20 protein-coding genes are annotated in these 17457 nt (G+C 37.3%); 9 read left to right on the plus strand and 11 right to left on the minus strand.

Annotated features, from left to right (window positions below):
- Positions 1-70 precede the first annotated feature (70 nt).
- The 5 genes from AACU98_RS17785 (at position 71) to AACU98_RS17805 (ending at position 4050) form a co-directional block, all read left to right on the plus strand.
- A complete protein-coding gene (locus AACU98_RS17785; RefSeq protein ID WP_004243201.1) occupies positions 71-481 on the plus strand; it encodes a hypothetical protein in 411 nt (136 codons plus the stop codon).
- A 203-nt stretch (positions 482-684) separates the two neighbouring features.
- Positions 685-1779, plus strand: coding sequence for an AAA family ATPase (locus AACU98_RS17790; RefSeq protein ID WP_004248199.1), 1095 nt, complete (start codon positions 685-687; stop codon positions 1777-1779).
- Positions 1766-2593, plus strand: coding sequence for a DUF4435 domain-containing protein (locus AACU98_RS17795; protein ID WP_049202927.1), 828 nt, complete (start codon positions 1766-1768; stop codon positions 2591-2593). Before AACU98_RS17790 ends, AACU98_RS17795 begins: the two co-directional genes overlap by 14 nt.
- A gap of 189 nt (positions 2594-2782) precedes the next feature.
- A complete protein-coding gene (locus tag AACU98_RS17800) occupies positions 2783-3586 on the plus strand; it encodes a threonine/serine exporter family protein (RefSeq protein WP_161735293.1) in 804 nt (267 codons plus the stop codon).
- Positions 3562-4050, plus strand: coding sequence for a threonine/serine exporter (locus AACU98_RS17805; protein WP_004243197.1), 489 nt, complete (start codon positions 3562-3564; stop codon positions 4048-4050). The genes AACU98_RS17800 and AACU98_RS17805 overlap by 25 nt, the downstream gene beginning before the upstream one ends.
- 5 nt (positions 4051-4055) lie before the next feature.
- Here the strand turns inward: AACU98_RS17805 and AACU98_RS17810 are convergent, their stop codons facing one another.
- Positions 4056-4238 (minus strand): hypothetical protein, encoded by a 183-nt coding sequence (locus AACU98_RS17810; RefSeq protein ID WP_004248195.1) that lies wholly within the window; start codon positions 4236-4238, stop codon positions 4056-4058.
- A gap of 254 nt (positions 4239-4492) precedes the next feature.
- Between AACU98_RS17810 and AACU98_RS17815 the strand changes: the two genes are divergently transcribed.
- Positions 4493-5470 (plus strand): endonuclease, encoded by a 978-nt coding sequence (locus tag AACU98_RS17815; protein WP_049197386.1) that lies wholly within the window; start codon positions 4493-4495, stop codon positions 5468-5470.
- A 10-nt stretch (positions 5471-5480) separates the two neighbouring features.
- Here the strand turns inward: AACU98_RS17815 and AACU98_RS17820 are convergent, their stop codons facing one another.
- Positions 5481-5924 (minus strand): methyltransferase family protein, encoded by a 444-nt coding sequence (locus AACU98_RS17820; RefSeq protein ID WP_004248191.1) that lies wholly within the window; start codon positions 5922-5924, stop codon positions 5481-5483.
- A gap of 346 nt (positions 5925-6270) precedes the next feature.
- Between AACU98_RS17820 and phoH the strand changes: the two genes are divergently transcribed.
- Entirely contained in the window at positions 6271-7056 is a 786-nt protein-coding gene (phoH, locus tag AACU98_RS17825; protein WP_020945737.1) for a phosphate starvation-inducible protein PhoH, read from the plus strand.
- A gap of 269 nt (positions 7057-7325) precedes the next feature.
- On the opposite strand, the gene AACU98_RS17830 is transcribed toward phoH, so the two are convergent.
- The 5 genes from AACU98_RS17830 to AACU98_RS17850 all read right to left on the minus strand — a co-directional run bounded on the left by AACU98_RS17830 (position 7326) and on the right by AACU98_RS17850 (position 11851).
- Positions 7326-7709, minus strand: a complete 384-nt coding sequence (locus tag AACU98_RS17830) for a DUF805 domain-containing protein (protein ID WP_004243189.1) — start codon at positions 7707-7709, stop codon at positions 7326-7328.
- 520 nt (positions 7710-8229) lie between these two features.
- On the minus strand, positions 8230-9090 hold the full coding sequence (locus AACU98_RS17835; protein WP_004243188.1) for a siderophore-interacting protein: 861 nt from the start codon (positions 9088-9090) through the stop codon (positions 8230-8232).
- Positions 9091-9377: 287 nt separating this feature from the next.
- Positions 9378-9539: a DUF2474 domain-containing protein gene (locus tag AACU98_RS17840; protein WP_004243187.1), complete on the minus strand. Its 162-nt coding sequence runs from the start codon at positions 9537-9539 to the stop codon at positions 9378-9380.
- The gene (cydB, locus tag AACU98_RS17845) at positions 9520-10527 is read right to left on the minus strand and encodes a cytochrome d ubiquinol oxidase subunit II (protein ID WP_004243186.1); all 1008 of its coding nucleotides are present in this window, start codon (positions 10525-10527) and stop codon (positions 9520-9522) included. Before cydB ends, AACU98_RS17840 begins: the two co-directional genes overlap by 20 nt.
- Positions 10517-11851 (minus strand): cytochrome ubiquinol oxidase subunit I, encoded by a 1335-nt coding sequence (locus AACU98_RS17850; protein WP_036918421.1) that lies wholly within the window; start codon positions 11849-11851, stop codon positions 10517-10519. Before AACU98_RS17850 ends, cydB begins: the two co-directional genes overlap by 11 nt.
- Positions 11852-11999: 148 nt before the next feature.
- Between AACU98_RS17850 and AACU98_RS17855 the strand changes: the two genes are divergently transcribed.
- Positions 12000-13415 (plus strand): aminotransferase-like domain-containing protein, encoded by a 1416-nt coding sequence (locus AACU98_RS17855; protein ID WP_036895093.1) that lies wholly within the window; start codon positions 12000-12002, stop codon positions 13413-13415.
- Positions 13416-13497: 82 nt separating this feature from the next.
- On the opposite strand, the gene AACU98_RS17860 is transcribed toward AACU98_RS17855, so the two are convergent.
- Positions 13498-14109, minus strand: coding sequence for a LysE family translocator (locus AACU98_RS17860; protein WP_004248186.1), 612 nt, complete (start codon positions 14107-14109; stop codon positions 13498-13500).
- A gap of 160 nt (positions 14110-14269) precedes the next feature.
- On the opposite strand from AACU98_RS17860, the gene AACU98_RS17865 reads away from it, so the two are divergent.
- A complete protein-coding gene (locus tag AACU98_RS17865; protein WP_004243182.1) occupies positions 14270-14737 on the plus strand; it encodes an Lrp/AsnC family transcriptional regulator in 468 nt (155 codons plus the stop codon).
- A 109-nt stretch (positions 14738-14846) separates the two neighbouring features.
- On the opposite strand, the gene AACU98_RS17870 is transcribed toward AACU98_RS17865, so the two are convergent.
- Genes AACU98_RS17870 through AACU98_RS17880 form a run of 3 tightly spaced genes read right to left on the minus strand, consistent with a single transcriptional unit; the run spans position 14847 to position 17457 of the window.
- On the minus strand, positions 14847-15641 hold the full coding sequence (locus AACU98_RS17870; RefSeq protein WP_004243181.1) for a heme ABC transporter ATP-binding protein: 795 nt from the start codon (positions 15639-15641) through the stop codon (positions 14847-14849).
- Positions 15638-16642 carry a FecCD family ABC transporter permease gene (locus tag AACU98_RS17875; RefSeq protein ID WP_004248185.1) on the minus strand — a complete coding sequence of 335 codons (1005 nt, stop codon included), beginning with the start codon at positions 16640-16642 and terminating at the stop codon, positions 15638-15640. Before AACU98_RS17875 ends, AACU98_RS17870 begins: the two co-directional genes overlap by 4 nt.
- Positions 16642-17457 (minus strand): heme/hemin ABC transporter substrate-binding protein, encoded by an 816-nt coding sequence (locus AACU98_RS17880; protein ID WP_004243179.1) that lies wholly within the window; start codon positions 17455-17457, stop codon positions 16642-16644. The genes AACU98_RS17875 and AACU98_RS17880 overlap by 1 nt, the downstream gene beginning before the upstream one ends.

A 17457-nucleotide genomic window follows, 5' to 3' on the forward strand; every position in this document is an offset into this window, starting at 1 on the left:
AGCCTTTTTATTGAATGTAAATGATAATTATTCTAATCTAAAGTGAAGATAATGACTGAGAGATAACAATATGTTGAATAATAACAATTTTACAATAATGTCTGTTGACCAATTTCCCATTATTACCATGCAGGTTTTCCCAGAAACGTTAGAGCATGCTAATAACTGGATTGCTGAAATGGACTTAGTGCTTGCTCAAAAACAAAACTTTGTATTGGTTTACCCACCTATCAACAAGAAAAATGAACAAGAGGATATGGAGGGCATGAAAGCCGTTAGACGCTGGCTGAAAACAGGGAAAATGCCATTAAGTCAATATTGTGCTGGAATGATCATGACCGTCAATCAACAAACAAATGATAAAGAGCAACTGATGCAGTTATCTCCCGTTGTTTCTGCGGTGTACGGTGTACCTATCTTTGTTGAAGAAACCCTTGATGGGGCTTATGCTCAAGCTAATAAACTTCTGGGCAATAAATAATAAATAAAGGATTATGAATAATTTAAGTTAGGTATAAAAGCATCCTAAGGTGCTTTTATACTAATTTGAAAGCGTAATAGTCATATTGATGATGTAAGTTAACAATAGAAAGAGAATATTTTATCGTTGTGTGAAAGAGGTAAAGACGCGAGAATAAAGAGATGGTATTTTAGCTATTAAAGTAAACATTTCAGGGCATTCCAATGAGAATTAGTTCAATTTATACACAATCTGTAGGACCATTAGCTGATGGTGTTATTAAGTTAGAAGATGATTGGTCTAATGAGATTGAAGCTCAAGTTTTATTTACCGGTAATAATGGTTGTGGTAAATCGACTTTATTACGGGGCATAGCTATTTTATGGGAAGCATTAGGTATTTGGCTAAGTACTGAACAACCGTTAGCTCCAGCGAGCAATACACGAAAATGGTTAGAACGTTGGGGAGGGATCGCTATTATTTTTGAAGATTTTAATCTTTCTTCTGATGATAAGATTAAAATTGGACTTTTTTATGGTTCAGATGATTTTTTTTCCCAAGTAGTAACAAACTATTTAGATGTAATGTGGATAGGTGAAATTTCAAATAATAAAAAGAAAAATAAATTATATTTTCCATCTAGTGAAAATAAACATAATGATAATCTGATTGAGACCTATAAATATTTAGGGAAAAGACGTATTCAATCACTTTATAATGAATTGGATCCAGAATTATCTATTCCTAATATTGTCTATTTAGATGCAGAAGCGCGTAAATGGGTAAATCCAACAGCAACGAGAAAATCATTATACCCAGACGATCTTAACCAAGCATGGCTCGCGACTTATACGGTGACTAATGATTGGAATGGGCAAATAGAAACTTCACTGTTTAATTTAAAAGCGACACTGCCTAATGAATATCCTAACATGATAAAGAGTTTAAATTACTTTTTTTCAGATAAAAGAATTGATAGTGAAATTCTTCCAGGTACACGTCAACAGATTATTTTATCAAATGGAAGGCAACATACGTTTGATGAGTTAAGTTCTGGCGAACATCAAATACTTATTATGTTATTTACAATCCAACGTTGGCTAAAACCAGGAGGAATTGTATTAATAGATGAACCTGATCTACATCTACATCCTTCTGTTATAGCACCTCTCTTAGCGGCTATCGAAAATATTGTGGCTAATAAGAAAGGGCAGTTAATTTTAACGTCACACTCAACAGAAGTTTGGCAACGCTATGAAAATTTTGGTTCACGTATTGATCTTACTTTGCTAAAAGGATCGGTGAATGTCGAAAATTGATGGAACAATTAATCGAATAAAAGATCAACAAGTAGGTAGCTCAACTAAAAAAGTATTATTAGTTGAAGGCAGTGATGATGAGTTAGCTTTTGGCGCTTTTTTAAGAAAAAAGTTTCCTAGTTGGGAACAGTATTGGGTTATTGCTAGCACGGGCAAGAAACAAAATGTGTTGGATATTTTAGCCCAAGAACAAGATTGGCTTGGTATTGTCGATAGAGATGAATGGGATAATGCTAAAATTGAGGAAAAACAAGAACAATTACCCAATTTATTCATCCTTCCTCGTTTTTGTATTGAGAACTATCTTGTTCTTCCTGATGAAATTTGGTCTGCATTACCTGAAAATAAGAAAAATAGCATAGAAAATGGATGTGAAACATTAAGGAAAGATATCGAGACCCAGCTTGAAAATTGGCGAAATCATGCTGCGGTATGGGCAATCATTAATCCTTTATGGGAAGGATTAAGAAGTTTAGGATTTAAAGAATCGTTATTAGAACTTAATACAAGCAATGATACAGTAAAAATTGAACAAATTTTACAAAAGTGGCATCAATATCTTGAGCCTTCTCAATTATTAGAAAAACTCAAGCATAAAAAGCAAGAAATAAATGCATGCACAGTAGATCAACAATTAAAACAATATATACACGGGAAACATTTTTTTAAAAATGTAGTTTATCCTGTGCTTATTTCTCATATTGGTAATATAAAAGAAAAAGAACTTAAAAAACAGTTATTTAATTCACAACCTATTCCGGAAGATCTTGATTTCCTTTGGCAACATATGATGACTAATATCAATACTATTTGAGAAATATAATCACTATATTTTATATTTATTACAATCATATGATAGTAAGAGAAAACTTTGATCTACTTTCAGCCTTAAATATTTTAATTATTCATAATAGTATAGAAAGACGATAGCGTCATGATTGAACTATACTGATAAGCTTTCAATTGGTTATGGCGCGTTTTTTGATAAATACTAAGGCGTAGTATGGATAATCAGATAATGGCTGAAGAATATGCCATTTCACAAGATAAACAGCGTGAAATTACGAAATTATGTATTCAAACGGCGCTATTGTTGTTACAACATGGTGCTGAAAGTATGTTGGTTGAACAGCTCTCAACGCGACTTGGGCTGGCTTTAGGCGTTCATCAAGTTGAAACGGCCATTTCAGCCAATGCGGTGGTATTAACGACAATAGTTAATGGTCATTGCCAAACCTCAACACGAAAAATTGTTGATCGTGGTATCAATATGCATGTTGTTACCGAAGTTCAGCACATTGTTATTTTAGTTGAGCATCATTTCGCTGATATTGATGAAGCAAGGAAACGTTTTGAACATATCAAACCACTACGTTATCCACGTTGGATAATTATTGTTATGGTTGCACTTTCTTGTGGATGCTTTTCCAAATTGAATGGCGGTGATTGGGATGGCTTTTTAGTCTCTGCTTTGGGGGGAGGAATGGGAATGTGGGTTCGTCAGCTCCTCACTCATCGTCAAGTAAATCCTTTAATCAACTTTTGTATTACGGCATTTGTTGCGACATCAGTATCAGGTTTATTGCTAAAACTCCCTTATTTTCAAGTTACTGCCACTATATCAATGGCCGCGAGCGTTCTATTATTAGTTCCTGGATTTCCTTTAATTAATGCTGTTGCTGATATGTTTAAAGGTCATGTTAATACAGGACTCGCACGCTGGGCGATGGCAACGATGTTGACACTTGCTACCTGCTTAGGGGTTATTTTAGCGATGGCAGTATGGGAGTTAAGAGATTGGGCATAATCAACATTATTCTAACGCTAATTGAAGATATGATTTTAGCGGCAATACCTGCGGTGGGGTTTGCAATGGTATTTAATGTACCGCTACGTGCATTAAAGTATTGTGCGTTATTAGGTGCAATAGGGCATGGCTCTCGTACGGTATTAATGATAAGTGGTATGAATATTGAGTGGGCAAGCTTTTGTGCCGCTATTCTAGTCGGTTGTATAGGTATTCAATGGTCACGCTGGTGGTTAGCTCATCCAAAAGTTTTCACTGTTGCAGCGATTATTCCTATGTTTCCTGGGATCAATGCTTATGTTGCGATGATCTCCGTGGTGAAGTTGACTCAAATAGGCTATAGCGAAGAAATTTTTGAAGCTTTAGTGACTAATTTTCTTAAAGCTTCATTTATTGTGGGTGCTCTTTCTATTGGGCTATCTTTACCTGGATTGTGGTTATATCGTAAACGCCCCAGTGTATAAATGCTTTATACCGCATGTTGTAGCGAATTTAATGTAATATCCAGTTCGTTTTTACCAGAAATAATAATTTGAATTCTTAATTTATTTTCTGACTCTAAATTAGCATGCGCTTTAACATCTTCATTGTTCGCATGCTTTTTGGTTATTTCGACGAGCTCATTCATTAAATTCAGCATATTCTCATTCATTTTATCTATTCCATTAAAATACCAATCTTTAAACCATAGCAAAGATGTTTTTACACAATGACATGAATAGCGCCTTTTTCTAGCACTTTTCATTTGTATTGTTTTAGTAAATCCATCAAAAAATGAATTAAAAAGATATCTTCAAATAAATAAAAAAGGTATGGTAAGCGCAAATAAAAATAAGATTATTAGTTGGTTATTTAATAATAAATCTTATTAGGTTTAATAAAAGAGAGTATAAGGTAGATAGCACTTTGAGAAAAATATTACACTATATTGTTTTAGCGTTAGGTTTATTTATTATTACGCTAAATGTATCTGCACAGGCACCGGAAAATTTCACTAAAGCAAAACAGCTAGCCAGAGAACGCATTTATTATGATCAAAATCAAAACAACCAAGGTACGCTGTATTGTGGTTGTCATTGGGAGTGGGTAGGAAAATCAGGGGGACGTGTTAATTTAGCCAGTTGTGGTTATCAAGTGAGGGCACAGGCCACCCGAGCTTCACGTATTGAATGGGAACATATCGTCCCTGCTTGGGTTTTTGGTCATCAACGTCAATGCTGGCAAAATGGTGGGCGAGCTAACTGTGTTAAAAACGATCCTATTTTTGGCAAAATTGAGGCTGATTTACATAATCTAGCGCCTTCGATTGGAGAGGTGAATGGTGATCGCAGTAATTTTAGCTTTGGTCAATTATCATCTCAAGCGCCTTATCAATATGGCCAGTGTCGCAGTCGGGTCGATTTTACTTCTCGCACCTTTGAGCCTCGTAATGAGGTGAAAGGCCAAGTTGCACGTGTCTATTTCTACTTGCATGATCGTTATAACCTCTCAATGTCACGTCAACAACAACAGCTTTTTATGGCATGGGATAAAGCTTACCCACCAACACCGTGGGAAAGAGAGCGAGATAATCGAATTGCTAACATTGTTGGGCATCATAATCCCTTTGTTACGGGGCAAATGAAGTGGCAGTTAGGACATAAAAATAGTGGTGCAGGATTAACTGCAACATATCGTCCTACAACTGACAAAATAGAAATGCCTAAAGCGCCCACAGTCCCCCAAGATGAGCAGATCAAAGGTAATCTAAATAGTAAAATTTATCATTTTTCACACTGTACTGGTTATAGAACCATGTCAGATAAAAATGCGGTATATTTTAAAACCGAAAATGAAGCAACTAAAGCGGGTTACCGATTAGCAAATAACTGTAAAGCGCTTTAGTCTAGATCTGTTATATCCAGCGTCGAACGTGGCGGCAATATTGTCGCCACGCTTGTGGAAACCGCTCACTTAATATTTTCTCTTCTTGCACAATAGTATAGCGATCGGTAATAAAGTAGAAGGCAAGCGCAGCCCCTAAAAATCCCCAGTTACCAAAAATAAAAAACAGCCCAATACTAATATCGAGAAAGCCAAGATACATAGGATTTCTACTTATTTTATATGGACCTGTGGTGACTAACTGGCGCGGTGTCTGGTGAGGGTTAGGGGATGTATTATGTTTGATAAAAAAGTAAAGGCAGAAAAATAGCCAAATCCCTGAAGTGATGATCGTTAGGGCACCTAAATAGAAAAAAACACCGGGTTTTATATTGCCTGAGTGTAGTTCAAAGCCAATAAATGGGATGCAATTGAGTAGCAGCCAATAAATAAAAGGTAATTTTAAAAAACGCATTTTATTCCCCTCAATAGCGCTCTTTGTTAGCAAAATGTTAACTTAATCGCGTTATTAATGACTTAAATATTGAAAAAATTTTTGTTCTGTCATTATACTGTCATAAAGCTTCGTTAATTTTCACTCTAACTCCATGATGGGGAATATGAATGACAGAAGCAATCAAAATTTTAAATCACCAAGACAAAGCTGGTAGCAACTGTGCATTGATGTTTAATGCTCAAGTCTGTGACCGGCTTTTTTGTTTTCTACAGCGCAATAGAGTCTGAGGGAGGCTCACCTTATTTTCTAGTCAAACAATGATTGATCTGATGACTTTTTGAGACTAACAAAGGTAAATACCATTATGAGTAGACAAAAAGCAGCAACACGTTTACGTAGAGAAAATAAACGTACATTACGTAAAGAGCAACGTAATGCCGCCCATCGAGATAATGTTATGGTTTTACCAGGATTTGGGGATCTAGAAACAATTGGTATGGCGAGAGAGAAACGTGATCAACGAACACTCTCTCCTCGTAATGAAGTTCAACGCCAATATATGAACGCTATTAAACATCAAAATTTAGTTTTTGCGACAGGGGAAGCGGGGTGTGGTAAAACGTTTTTAAGTGCAGCAATGGCTGCTGATGCCCTTATTAATAAAGAGATAGAGCGAATTATTGTTACTCGGCCTGTATTACAAGCTGATGAAGATTTAGGTTTTCTTCCTGGCGATATAGCAGAAAAATTCGCGCCTTATTTTCGTCCCGTCTATGATGTATTAGTTAAACGTTTAGGTGCCTCTTTTTTACAATATTGTTTACGGCCTGAAATCGGCAAAGTTGAAATAGCCCCATTTGCCTATATGAGAGGACGTACTTTTGAAAATGCATTTGTCATATTGGATGAAGCGCAAAATGTCACCATTAATCAAATGAAATTATTTTTAACGCGAATGGGAGAAAATGTGACAGTGATTGTTAACGGTGATATTACGCAATGCGATTTACCTGCCAATGTAAACTCAGGATTAGCTGATGCACTAAGTCGTTTTCAAGCTAATGATCGTGTTGGTGTCATTAAATTTAATGAAGAAGATTGTGTGCGTTCCAGTCTATGTCAGCATGTATTAGCAGCATATAGTGATTAAAATATTTCTTTAGCATAGCAATAAAAAAGGCAGCATATTAAATAAGAGTATTAATATGCTGCCGATAAAAAACATTCATGTTATTTAAATTACTATATGGCGTACATGAGCATAATAGTATGTGGATAATATTACTTAAAATAATCAGGTATAAAATCCTATGTTAATAGGGGGTAAGAGAAGCGACTGTAAGAGAAAGGAGAATCAACACAGTAAGTAAATTATATAAATAGTTTACTCACTGTATTAAGATAGAAATTAATTAGCTATTAGGCTTTAGGATCAAGACCAAATCTATTTTCACCTCTAGTACCATCTAAACACATAAAAATAAACAGGATCAGTCCGCCAACGAAAGGAATAAATGATAATAAAACCATCCAACCAGATCTATCTTGGTCATGAAAACGGCGCACTGTCACGGCAATATTAGGAATAATAGTTGCTAAAGAGTAGATACCGATAATAATCAAAGCAGCAAAGCCTGTGCCACTCATTTCACCAGTATAACTGTCGATAGAAGAGAACATGATCCCATATAACACAGCTAAAATAATGGTATTTACCACTATAAACATCCAATATTCTTTTCGGCGCGCACGACCTGAAAAATTAGCATAATTATTTTTAATAACCTCTAAGTACCAATTCATTTTTCATCCTTAATTCAATAGTAAAAATACATAGATTTAGGTTAATCTCTATTATTTTTTGACTCAGTCAAATTCTAATAATCAATTGAAGATAATAAAATTATTATTTGCTATTGTTTTTAAATTTTTCACTCTAAAAATATAAATAAATTAAGTTCAATATGTTATATCTAGCTAATAAAGAGTAACGTCAAGCGGCGGTATAATAATTAAATTACTGTTCTGTTTCAATAATAATTAAATATTATTTTAGTGAAAGATTTTGATTGGCTTAATGGTTTATATTTTTTTGTTTAAATTGACTGTGTAAATTGGGTTTTATTTCTGTTATTTATTTAATTTTGATGAGTTGATAGTTTTTTTGTTTGTTTTGTCAGGAGTTGTGTTAGGTGAATTATTGTTTATATAAGTTAAATATTAAAGATTTCTTCGCTATTACCATTCCTATAAAAAGGCAGCATATTAAATGAGGGTCTTAATATGCTGCCGGTACAGCCAACTCGTTTTATCTAAAATACGCTTAGCTTACATCTTCATTATCCATAACATGATGACGCTCTGCATGATAACCTTCTTCATTAAAGCCAAAACGCCAATAAGGGATAGCATAAATCTGTCCGCGCTCATAGCCTTTATCACGACGAATATAACGTCTTAGTGCACGGATAATTTTATCTTCTCCGGCGATCCAAAATGCCACATCTTCCTTTGGTAACGACCAAGAGATAAATTCATCAATCAGAGGTTGAGTTTGTGTTTCAACAGAGCCGACTAGCCAAACAATTTCTAGCCCCTGAGGAGCATCAATGATTTGGCGATCTGATTCATTTTCTATGCGGATCACCGCTTTACCCTGTACATCGGGTGACATTGTTTCAATTAATGCCATTAAAGCGGGTAATGAGCTGGGATCGGCTGCCATATAGTAATGAGAGGCGGGAGCCAATAGGGGATCAGGCCCTCCAGGATTAGTAATGCCAATATAATCACCTACCTTGGCATTTAAAGCAAAATTAATGGCTGGACCTGCATCTTCATGAACCGCAAATTCAATATCAAGCTCTTTTAATTCAGGACGAATAGCTCGCACACTGTAAGTTCGTACTATCGCTCTTGGTTGGTTTTCGGGCCAACTAGGGCCTTTGTCAGTGAGTGTTGGAATTGTTGGTTTAGTTTGGCCTTCTACAGGTAAAAATATTTTTAAATGGGCACCACCTGTGTGACTTGGATAATTGTCCAAGTCATCGCTAGTAAAGGTAATAGAGCGCATGCCCGGCGTGATATCTACTATACGTTTTACTTGCACCAAACGAGGCGGTGCAGGACGATAAATATTCTTTTGTTGTGTGCTGTCTTGATTACTCACGTTTATCCAACCCATCTAAGCTATTTATTACTTGTTATATATTATCATTTACAATCAATAATGATAGTCATTATCACTATTAACACTAATTTAGTAAAGCCATGAATAAGATTGACTTGTCGAAGCGTGATGTAGTTCAAATAAGATGTAAATAAAGAAAATAAAAATCAACAAATTAAAGCGCTTGTATTTTTATGAGGGGAGAGTCACTAACAGTAACGCGAGTTAAAAAGAGGAATTTTTTTAACTAATATAAAGCGGGAATTTATCCCGCTTTATTTTTATATTACCTGATTGATTTTTTACTTTACTTTCATTCCCGCTGCCGTCATTAAAAAACGAAATAGCGAAGAAACGGCAAATAGCGCTAAAACACTACAAAACCAAATGGTAATTAACCAACCCCATTTTTTCAGTAATGAGGGTTTTGTTTCAGGGTTCGGATCAGTGATAGCCTTCTTCATAATTGGTTTTTCCTCTGAATACGTAATAACTCCAGAATGTATAAACGAGAATAATGGGAATGATAAATAGCGCACCAACGAGCATAAAACCTTGGCTTTCCGGTGGTGCTGATGCATCGATAAAACTAATTGCCGGCGGTATAATATTTGGCCAGATACTAATCCCTAGCCCAGTAAAACCAAGAAATATAATCGCTAGAGAAGCAAAGAAAGGTAAGTAATGACCTTTTTTCTTTACTGCGCGAATAATCAACCAAGCGCTATATAACACTAGCAGTGGTACAGGTAAGAAAAAGAAAATATTGGGTAGTGAAAACCAACGTTCAGCAATCGCCGGTTGTGCTAATGGTGTCCATAAACTGACTACGGCTATCACTGCTAGCATAACGAACGTTAATGGCAAGATCACTTTATACAAACTCTGTTGTAAATGGCCTTGAGTTTTCATAATGAGCCAGCCACACCCTAACAGTGAGTAGGCAATGACTAGACCAAAGCCACAAAACAGGGCAAAGGGTGATAGCCAATCAAAATAGCTTCCTGCAAAAGTACGGTCAATAATGGGTAAACCTTGAACAATACTACCGACGACTATACCTTGCATAAAGGTGGTTAATAGAGAGCCGACAATAAAGGCGTTATCCCAAAAAACTTTATGAGTGTCATCGGCTTTAAAGCGAAATTCAAAAGCAACGCCCCTGAAAATAAGCGCAACTAGCATGATAGTTAAAGGCATGGCTAAAGCATCAAGGATCACTGAATACGCTAAAGGAAACGCACCAAATAGCGCCGCACCACCTAAAACTAGCCATGTTTCATTGCCGTCCCATACCGGGGCGACAGTATTCATCATTAAATCGCGATCTTCTCTCTCTTTTATAAAAGGATAGAGCATGCCGATGCCGAGATCGAAGCCATCCATCACAATATACATTAATGTGCTAAATACGATGATGATGAACCAAATAACGGGTAAATCAATTCCCATCTTGAACCTCCGGCGCACCTTTGCGGATAAGTTTTAACATATAGGCATATCCAATTCCGAATACAGAACCATAAACGATAAAGAAAATCAGTAGGCTAATGCTCATATGCATTTCACCATGAGCAGATACCGCATCACGTGTTCGTTGTATCCCATACACAACCCAAGGTTGTCGACCTACTTCTGTAGTAAACCAACCCGCTAAAATGGCAATTAATCCTGAAGGAGCCATTAGAAAAGTGAATCGCAAGAAGAGGTTAGATTGATATAATTTTTTCTTGTAACGTAACCATGTGCCCCATACACCCACTAAAATCATCAGCATGCCAAGGCCGACCATAATACGAAATGACCAAAAAACAATCAGTGAATTTGGCCTATCATCTTTAGGAAATTCTTTTAGTGCTGGTACTTGTTTATCTAAACTATGAGTTAATATCAGGCTACCTAAATAAGGAATTTGAAGGGCATATTTGGTTTTTTCTTCATCCATATCCGGTATACCAAATAGAATTAACGGTGTAGCCTCACCAGGATTATTTTGCCAATGCCCTTCAATCGCGGCAATTTTGGCGGGTTGATGTTTTAACGTGTTTAAACCATGCATATCACCAATAAGTGCTTGAATAGGCGCTAAGATTAAGATAATCCATATAGACATCGAGAGCATCTTCTTCATTGCAGATGTCTTGTTGCCTTTTAATAAATGCCATGAAGCCGAGGCGGCAATAAAGAATGCCGAAGCAAGAAATGCAGCAACGCCCATATGAGCAAGACGATAAGGGAAGGAAGGATTAAAAATAACCGCTATCCAATCAACGGGAACTACTTGATTGTTGACGATTTCGAATCCCTGTGGTGTTTGCATCCAACTGTTGGAGGCTAAAATCCAAAATGTTGACATTAATGTACCCAATGCCACCATGCAAGTGGCGAAAAAGTGTAATTTTTCACCTACTTTGTTCCAGCCAAATAACATCACACCTAGAAATCCAGCTTCTAAGAAGAATGCTGTAAGTACTTCATAAGTCAATAAAGGGCCGGTGATAGAGCCGGCAAAATCGGAGAAAAAGCTCCAATTAGTACCGAACTGATATGCCATAACGAGACCAGAGACGACGCCCATAGCAAAGTTAACAGCGAATATTTTTGACCAAAAATGGAATAGCGCTAAATAATCCTTATTGCGAGTTTTTAGCCATAAGCCTTCCAAGACAGCTAAGAAGCTGGCTAGCCCTATAGTAATTGCGGGGAAGATAATATGGAAAGAAACGGTAAACGCAAATTGGATACGCGCCAAATCAAAGGCACTTAACCCAAACATAAACAACCTCATTATTTTGATATACAAATCGCGCTGATCTGTAAATAGCAGGTAAATCGTGTGGATAAGTAGACCATATGACAGTAAACTATAATAGTGACAATAAGTTTAAAAACGACTATAACAGTTTGAGGGTGAATAGGTAAATATGACTCGATATGAACAGCTTGCGGCACAGATACGCCAACAAATTGAAGATAATATTTGGCAATCAGGCGATCGTTTACCCTCATTACGGGATACGGTTAAACAATCAGGTTTAAGTTTAATGACCGTTTTACAATCTTATCAACTGTTAGAAAGTCAAGGGTGGATCACCGCTCGTCCGCAATCAGGTTATTATGTTGCACATCGCAATACAGGTTTTGCTCAAGTAACTGCCAGCAAAGGGCTACATATGAGTGAAAATGTTGAGATAAGCGCCTCTATATTCAATGTTCTTCAAGCCTGTAAAGATCCCAATATTATTCCGTTCGGTTCCGCCTTTCCAGATCCCAGTTTATTCATTCAACCTAAATTAAGCCGAGCATTAGCCTCTGCCGCTAGACATTTAGCCCCTCAAAGTTCAGTGATTAATTTACCTCCTGGTAATGAAAAACTACGTCGTAATATAGCCCAACGCTATGCACTGCAAGGTATTCATGTATCGCCTGACGATATTGTGATCACTGCAGGTGCGATGGAATCATTAAGTTTTAGTTTACAAGCTGTTACTGAGCCAGGAGATTGGGTTGTCATAGAATCTCCTGCTTTTTATGGCGCATTACAGGCGATAGAGCGTTTACGATTAAAAGCGATTGCCATCAAAACCGATCCGGTGACAGGCATTTGTTTAGATGAGTTAGAGAAGGTGGTAGAACAATACGACATTAAAGCGTGTTGGTTGATGAGTCATTGCCAAAATCCATTAGGTGGCACTATGCCTGATGAAAATAAAATCAGACTAGTGGAAATTTTAGCGGCAAAACAGATAACCTTAATTGAAGATGATGTCTATGGTGAACTGTATAATAGTCCAAAAGCGCCAATGCCTGTGAAAGGCTTTGATAAATCCAATAGCGTATTGCACTGCGCTTCTTTTTCTAAATGTTTAGCGCCAGGATTTCGAGTCGGGTGGGTCGCAGCCGGAAAACATGCGACTAAAATACAGCAGTTACAAATGATGAGTACTGTATCAGCGAGTATGCCAACACAACAAGCTATCGCTGACTATTTATCACAAGGGGGCTATGACGGGCATCTACGTCGCTTAAGATTATTATTAGAGCAGAGACGTTATCGTATGTTACAGGCCATACAAACGCATTTGCCTAAAGATGTTAAAGTGAATATTCCTGTCGGAGGCTATTTCCTATGGCTAGAATTCGAGCCAACTTTTGATGCTAATACATTGTACCATTTTGCTCTCGAAAGAGGGGTGAGTATTGCACCAGGTGCTATGTTTTCGACCAGTTCACAGTTTAATCATGCTTTTCGTTTAAACTCTTCTTTTCAATGGAATGGTCAGACTGAAAAAGGAATGCAAATTATTGGTGAAGGGTGTCGAAAATTACGTCGTAAATAGCACATTAGCGTACGTATTCATCAGTTAAATGGTCATATTGCACGGCATTGAGCAAATATCACTATAAAGTGATGCTAGCCCTCTAATTAAGGGCTAAATTAACGGCTGCAAAGGTGAGTAAACTGCCGGCAATGCCATCATTATAACGGCGTCCTTTATCACTTAATCCGCCTTTTAAACCAATATAAGCGAAAATCGTACCTAAAAAGCCATAGATAAATAGACAAATAGTGATAAATATCCCAGATAAAAGCAGAGATTGCATAGCGATATCATTCTGGTTATTGATAAAATTTGGTAAAATAGCCAGATAGACGAGTAAGCCTTTCGGATTAAGAAAACTCGTTAAAAAGCCCTTGCGAAAGAGATGTGTTTTTTTATCTGCATTTAGTGCGAGTTGGCCTTTTTGGCATGCAGATATCAGCATTTTGATTGCTAAGTAGGTAATATAAATCACACCTAGCCACTTTAGTAGATAAAAGAAAATGGGAGAGGTTGCCATTATCGTTGCAAGACCCAAAGCACTAAGAATAGCATGTGTGATATAACCTGAAATGACACCGATATTGGCAAACCACGCTGATTTTATTCCTCCCGCTAATCCTTGTGAGGAGATAAAAAGAATATCGGGGCCAGGTGTGCAAATTAAAGGCAGTACTGTAAGGGCAAAGAATAACAAAGTGTTAAATTCCATCTTTTTCACCTGATTGAGCAATTGAAGAAAATATCGTTTTTGCTGTGCAATTTAGCTGAAAAATTATATGATATTTTCGTAAAAATCGGGTTGCTTTGTTGCTAACAAAAATAATTAATTGGCAATAAAATTCCACAAATAGAACTAAGGTTAATCTTTGATGTCAATAAAATTGGATAAGATAGACAAGCATATTTTGCAAGTGTTACAGCGCGATGGCAAAATTCAAAACATCGAACTGGCAAAAGAAGTGGGACTCTCACCATCTCCTTGTTTACGTCGTGTACGTTTACTTGAAGAGTCAGGTGTGATCACGCGTTATGTTGCCGTATTAGATGGTAGTAAAGTTGATGCAGGATTATCTTTATTTGCGCGAATTTGGTTCAGAGCACAAGATGCTGAAACTATTGAAGAATTTGTAAAGGCGATAAAAGTATTACCCGAAGTGGTTGAATGCCATCTAATGGCGGGGGAATGTGATGCACTTATTCGTATTGTGACAAAAGATCTCGCCACTTATCGCCGTTTTCACGCTGATTATTTAACACAAATTCCTAGCATTCAAAGCATAAAAACAGAAGTACCCATGGAGACGGTAAAAGTGAGTTTTGCTTTACCATTGCAGTAATACTCTATTTGGTGAAGGTAATAATCATCCAATAGAAATTATGTTATTAAGCGTCTTTTAAGGACTGAGCTCTGCATTCAACAGGACTCAGTCCTTTTTCTTTTATTATTTATGGGCGTAAAAAAACTTGAGGTTGAGATAACTCAGGATGAGTATTAACACTGACCTCGGCGCCATACCATTTTTCAATATTCTCAGCGGTGAGTACATCTTGAGGTGTACCTTCGCAAACTAATTTTCCCTGATGCAGTAATAAAATACGATCAGCATAAAGGGAGGCGAGGTTGAGATCGTGCAGAACACAACACACCATCAAATTTTGCGTTTTGACCAGTTGCTTTAATAAACGCAAACTTTGTTGCTGGTGGTAGAGGTCAAGTGCCGATGTGGGTTCATCAAGAAATAGCGCAACATTCTCAGGTGTCGGTTGCCAAAGTTGAGCAAGCACTCTAGCAAGTTGCACTCTTTGTTGCTCTCCACCTGATAATTGACGGTAATCTCTTGTTTTAAGCTTTAAACAATTGGTTTGTAATAGCGCGGTTTCTATTGCGATTTGTTTATGTTTTTGCCCATGTGGTGCTCTTCCCATAGCGACGACTTCTTCTACAGAAAAAGAGAATGATAGCTGGCTGTTTTGTCGCATAACAGCACGGTTTTGCGCTAATAATTGACTATTCCACTGTGAGTAAGTTTTCCCTTTAAAAAAACATTCTCCTTGTGTCGGGGGAGTATAGCCGGTCAATAAACGTAATAATGATGATTTCCCAGCACCATTCGGACCAATGATTGTGACAAGCTCACCGGTATTAAGTGCAATAGAAACATCCTCAAGAATAGTTTTATTGCCGATTTTATAGCTCAAGTTATTGCCATATAATAATGGAGTGTGTTGATTTTCCATCATGACATGCGTCCTGCTGGTTGTCGTAAAATAAGCCAAAGAAAATAAGGTCCACCAAGAAGTCCGGTAATAAGTCCTACAGGAATTTCCGCAGGGGATACCAAGGTTCTTGACAGGGTATCTGCGGCTAATAAGAGTATTGCTCCCCCTAATAGGGTGGCCGGTAATAACCAAATATGGTTACTGCCTAATCGCATACGAATAAGGTGGGGCACCACAAGACCAACAAACCCAATAACACCACTTAATGCAACGGCACAACCGATTAAAATGGCACTGAGTAATAGTAAAATAAATTTTGTTTTTCTTACATTTAACCCTAAATAATGTGCTTCTTCATCACCGAGTTGTAATAGGTTAAGTTTATGACCTTGCCAACAGGCTAATGCACTAATGGGAATAATCACGAGAGTTGCAATCGCCAAGGTGTTCCAGTCTATTTTACTTAAAGAGCCCATCATCCATAGTGAAAATTGGCGCAGTTGCTGATCTGTGCTGATATAGCTCAATACACCAATAAAAGACATACAAAGTGCATTAATGGCAATTCCCGCTAGGAGCAATCTTGCCAAGTTACCATCACTTAATTGATGCAATGAAAAAATAATCATTGCCACTATTAAGCCGCCAATAAAGGCGGCAATAATATGACTGTAGAAAGAAAATACGGATAAAAAAGAGAAGGGTAAAATAATCACAATAGCGACCATTAGCGCAGCACCACTGCTAATACCCAGTAATCCAGGATCGGCAAGTGAGTTTCTAAATAGTCCTTGCATGATGGTGCCTGATATGGCTAAAGCGCCACCGACGAGAATAGCTAATAGTACTCGAGGTAAACGAATATCAAGCCAAATTTGCCACTCTATATCATCAAAAGAGCGATCCCATAAAGTACTAAATGAGAGTGCTAGCGGGCCACTATTAACAGAAATAAGCGTAATGATGGTAAATAAGATGAGTAAAATGGCAATACTCATCCACGGTGAGCGAAAACGAGACATTATTGCTCCAATGCTTGACGAATTTGTTGCATAACTTTAGGGGTTGATAAGGTAAAGCCTAATAAACCCATATCATCAACAACGATATAGCGCTTATTTTTACCTGCGGGGGTGTACTTTATGCCGGGCAAGTCCCACAGTTTTTCGATACCTCCAATACCTTTTATTCCCTCTTTAGTGACCAACAAAATATCAGGCTGGCTGGCAATAACCCCTTCTTGTGACAGTAAGCGGTAACTACTAAAACCTTGCATAGCATTTTTTCCGCCTACCAGTGTGATAATAGTATCCGCAGCAGTATTTTGACCGGCAGCCATAGGGGCAACACCACCATGGCTCATGATATAAATAATTTTTTTATCAATAGGCGTCGTGGCAATTTGATTAATAGATTGAGTGAGCTTTTCTTTTAATTGCTGACTCTCTGTTTCTTTTTGTAAGAGGGTTGCAATGGCATCGATTTTTTCATTAATGGCTTCTAATGAACGTGTACCCGTAATAGTTTCAACAGGTACACCTGCTTTTTCGATACGACGTAATGCAAAAGAAGGGCGAGCTAATTCGCTAGCAATAATCAGCGTCGGTTTAACCGAAAGAATACCTTCAGGATTGAGCATGCGCATATAACCCACATCGGGTAATGATTTAACTTGCTCTGGTACTAAACTCGTACTATCTCTAGCAATGACCTGATCACCTGCACCTAATGCAAAAACAATTTCAGTAATATCACCACCAATAGTGACAATACGTTGTTTAGCGAGGCTGGTGAATGTCATCAAACTACACAGGATCAAAAGAAGCCATTTTTTCAT

This window comes from Proteus sp. G4380 (assembly GCF_963885725.1).
Classification (GTDB): domain Bacteria; phylum Pseudomonadota; class Gammaproteobacteria; order Enterobacterales; family Enterobacteriaceae; genus Proteus; species Proteus mirabilis.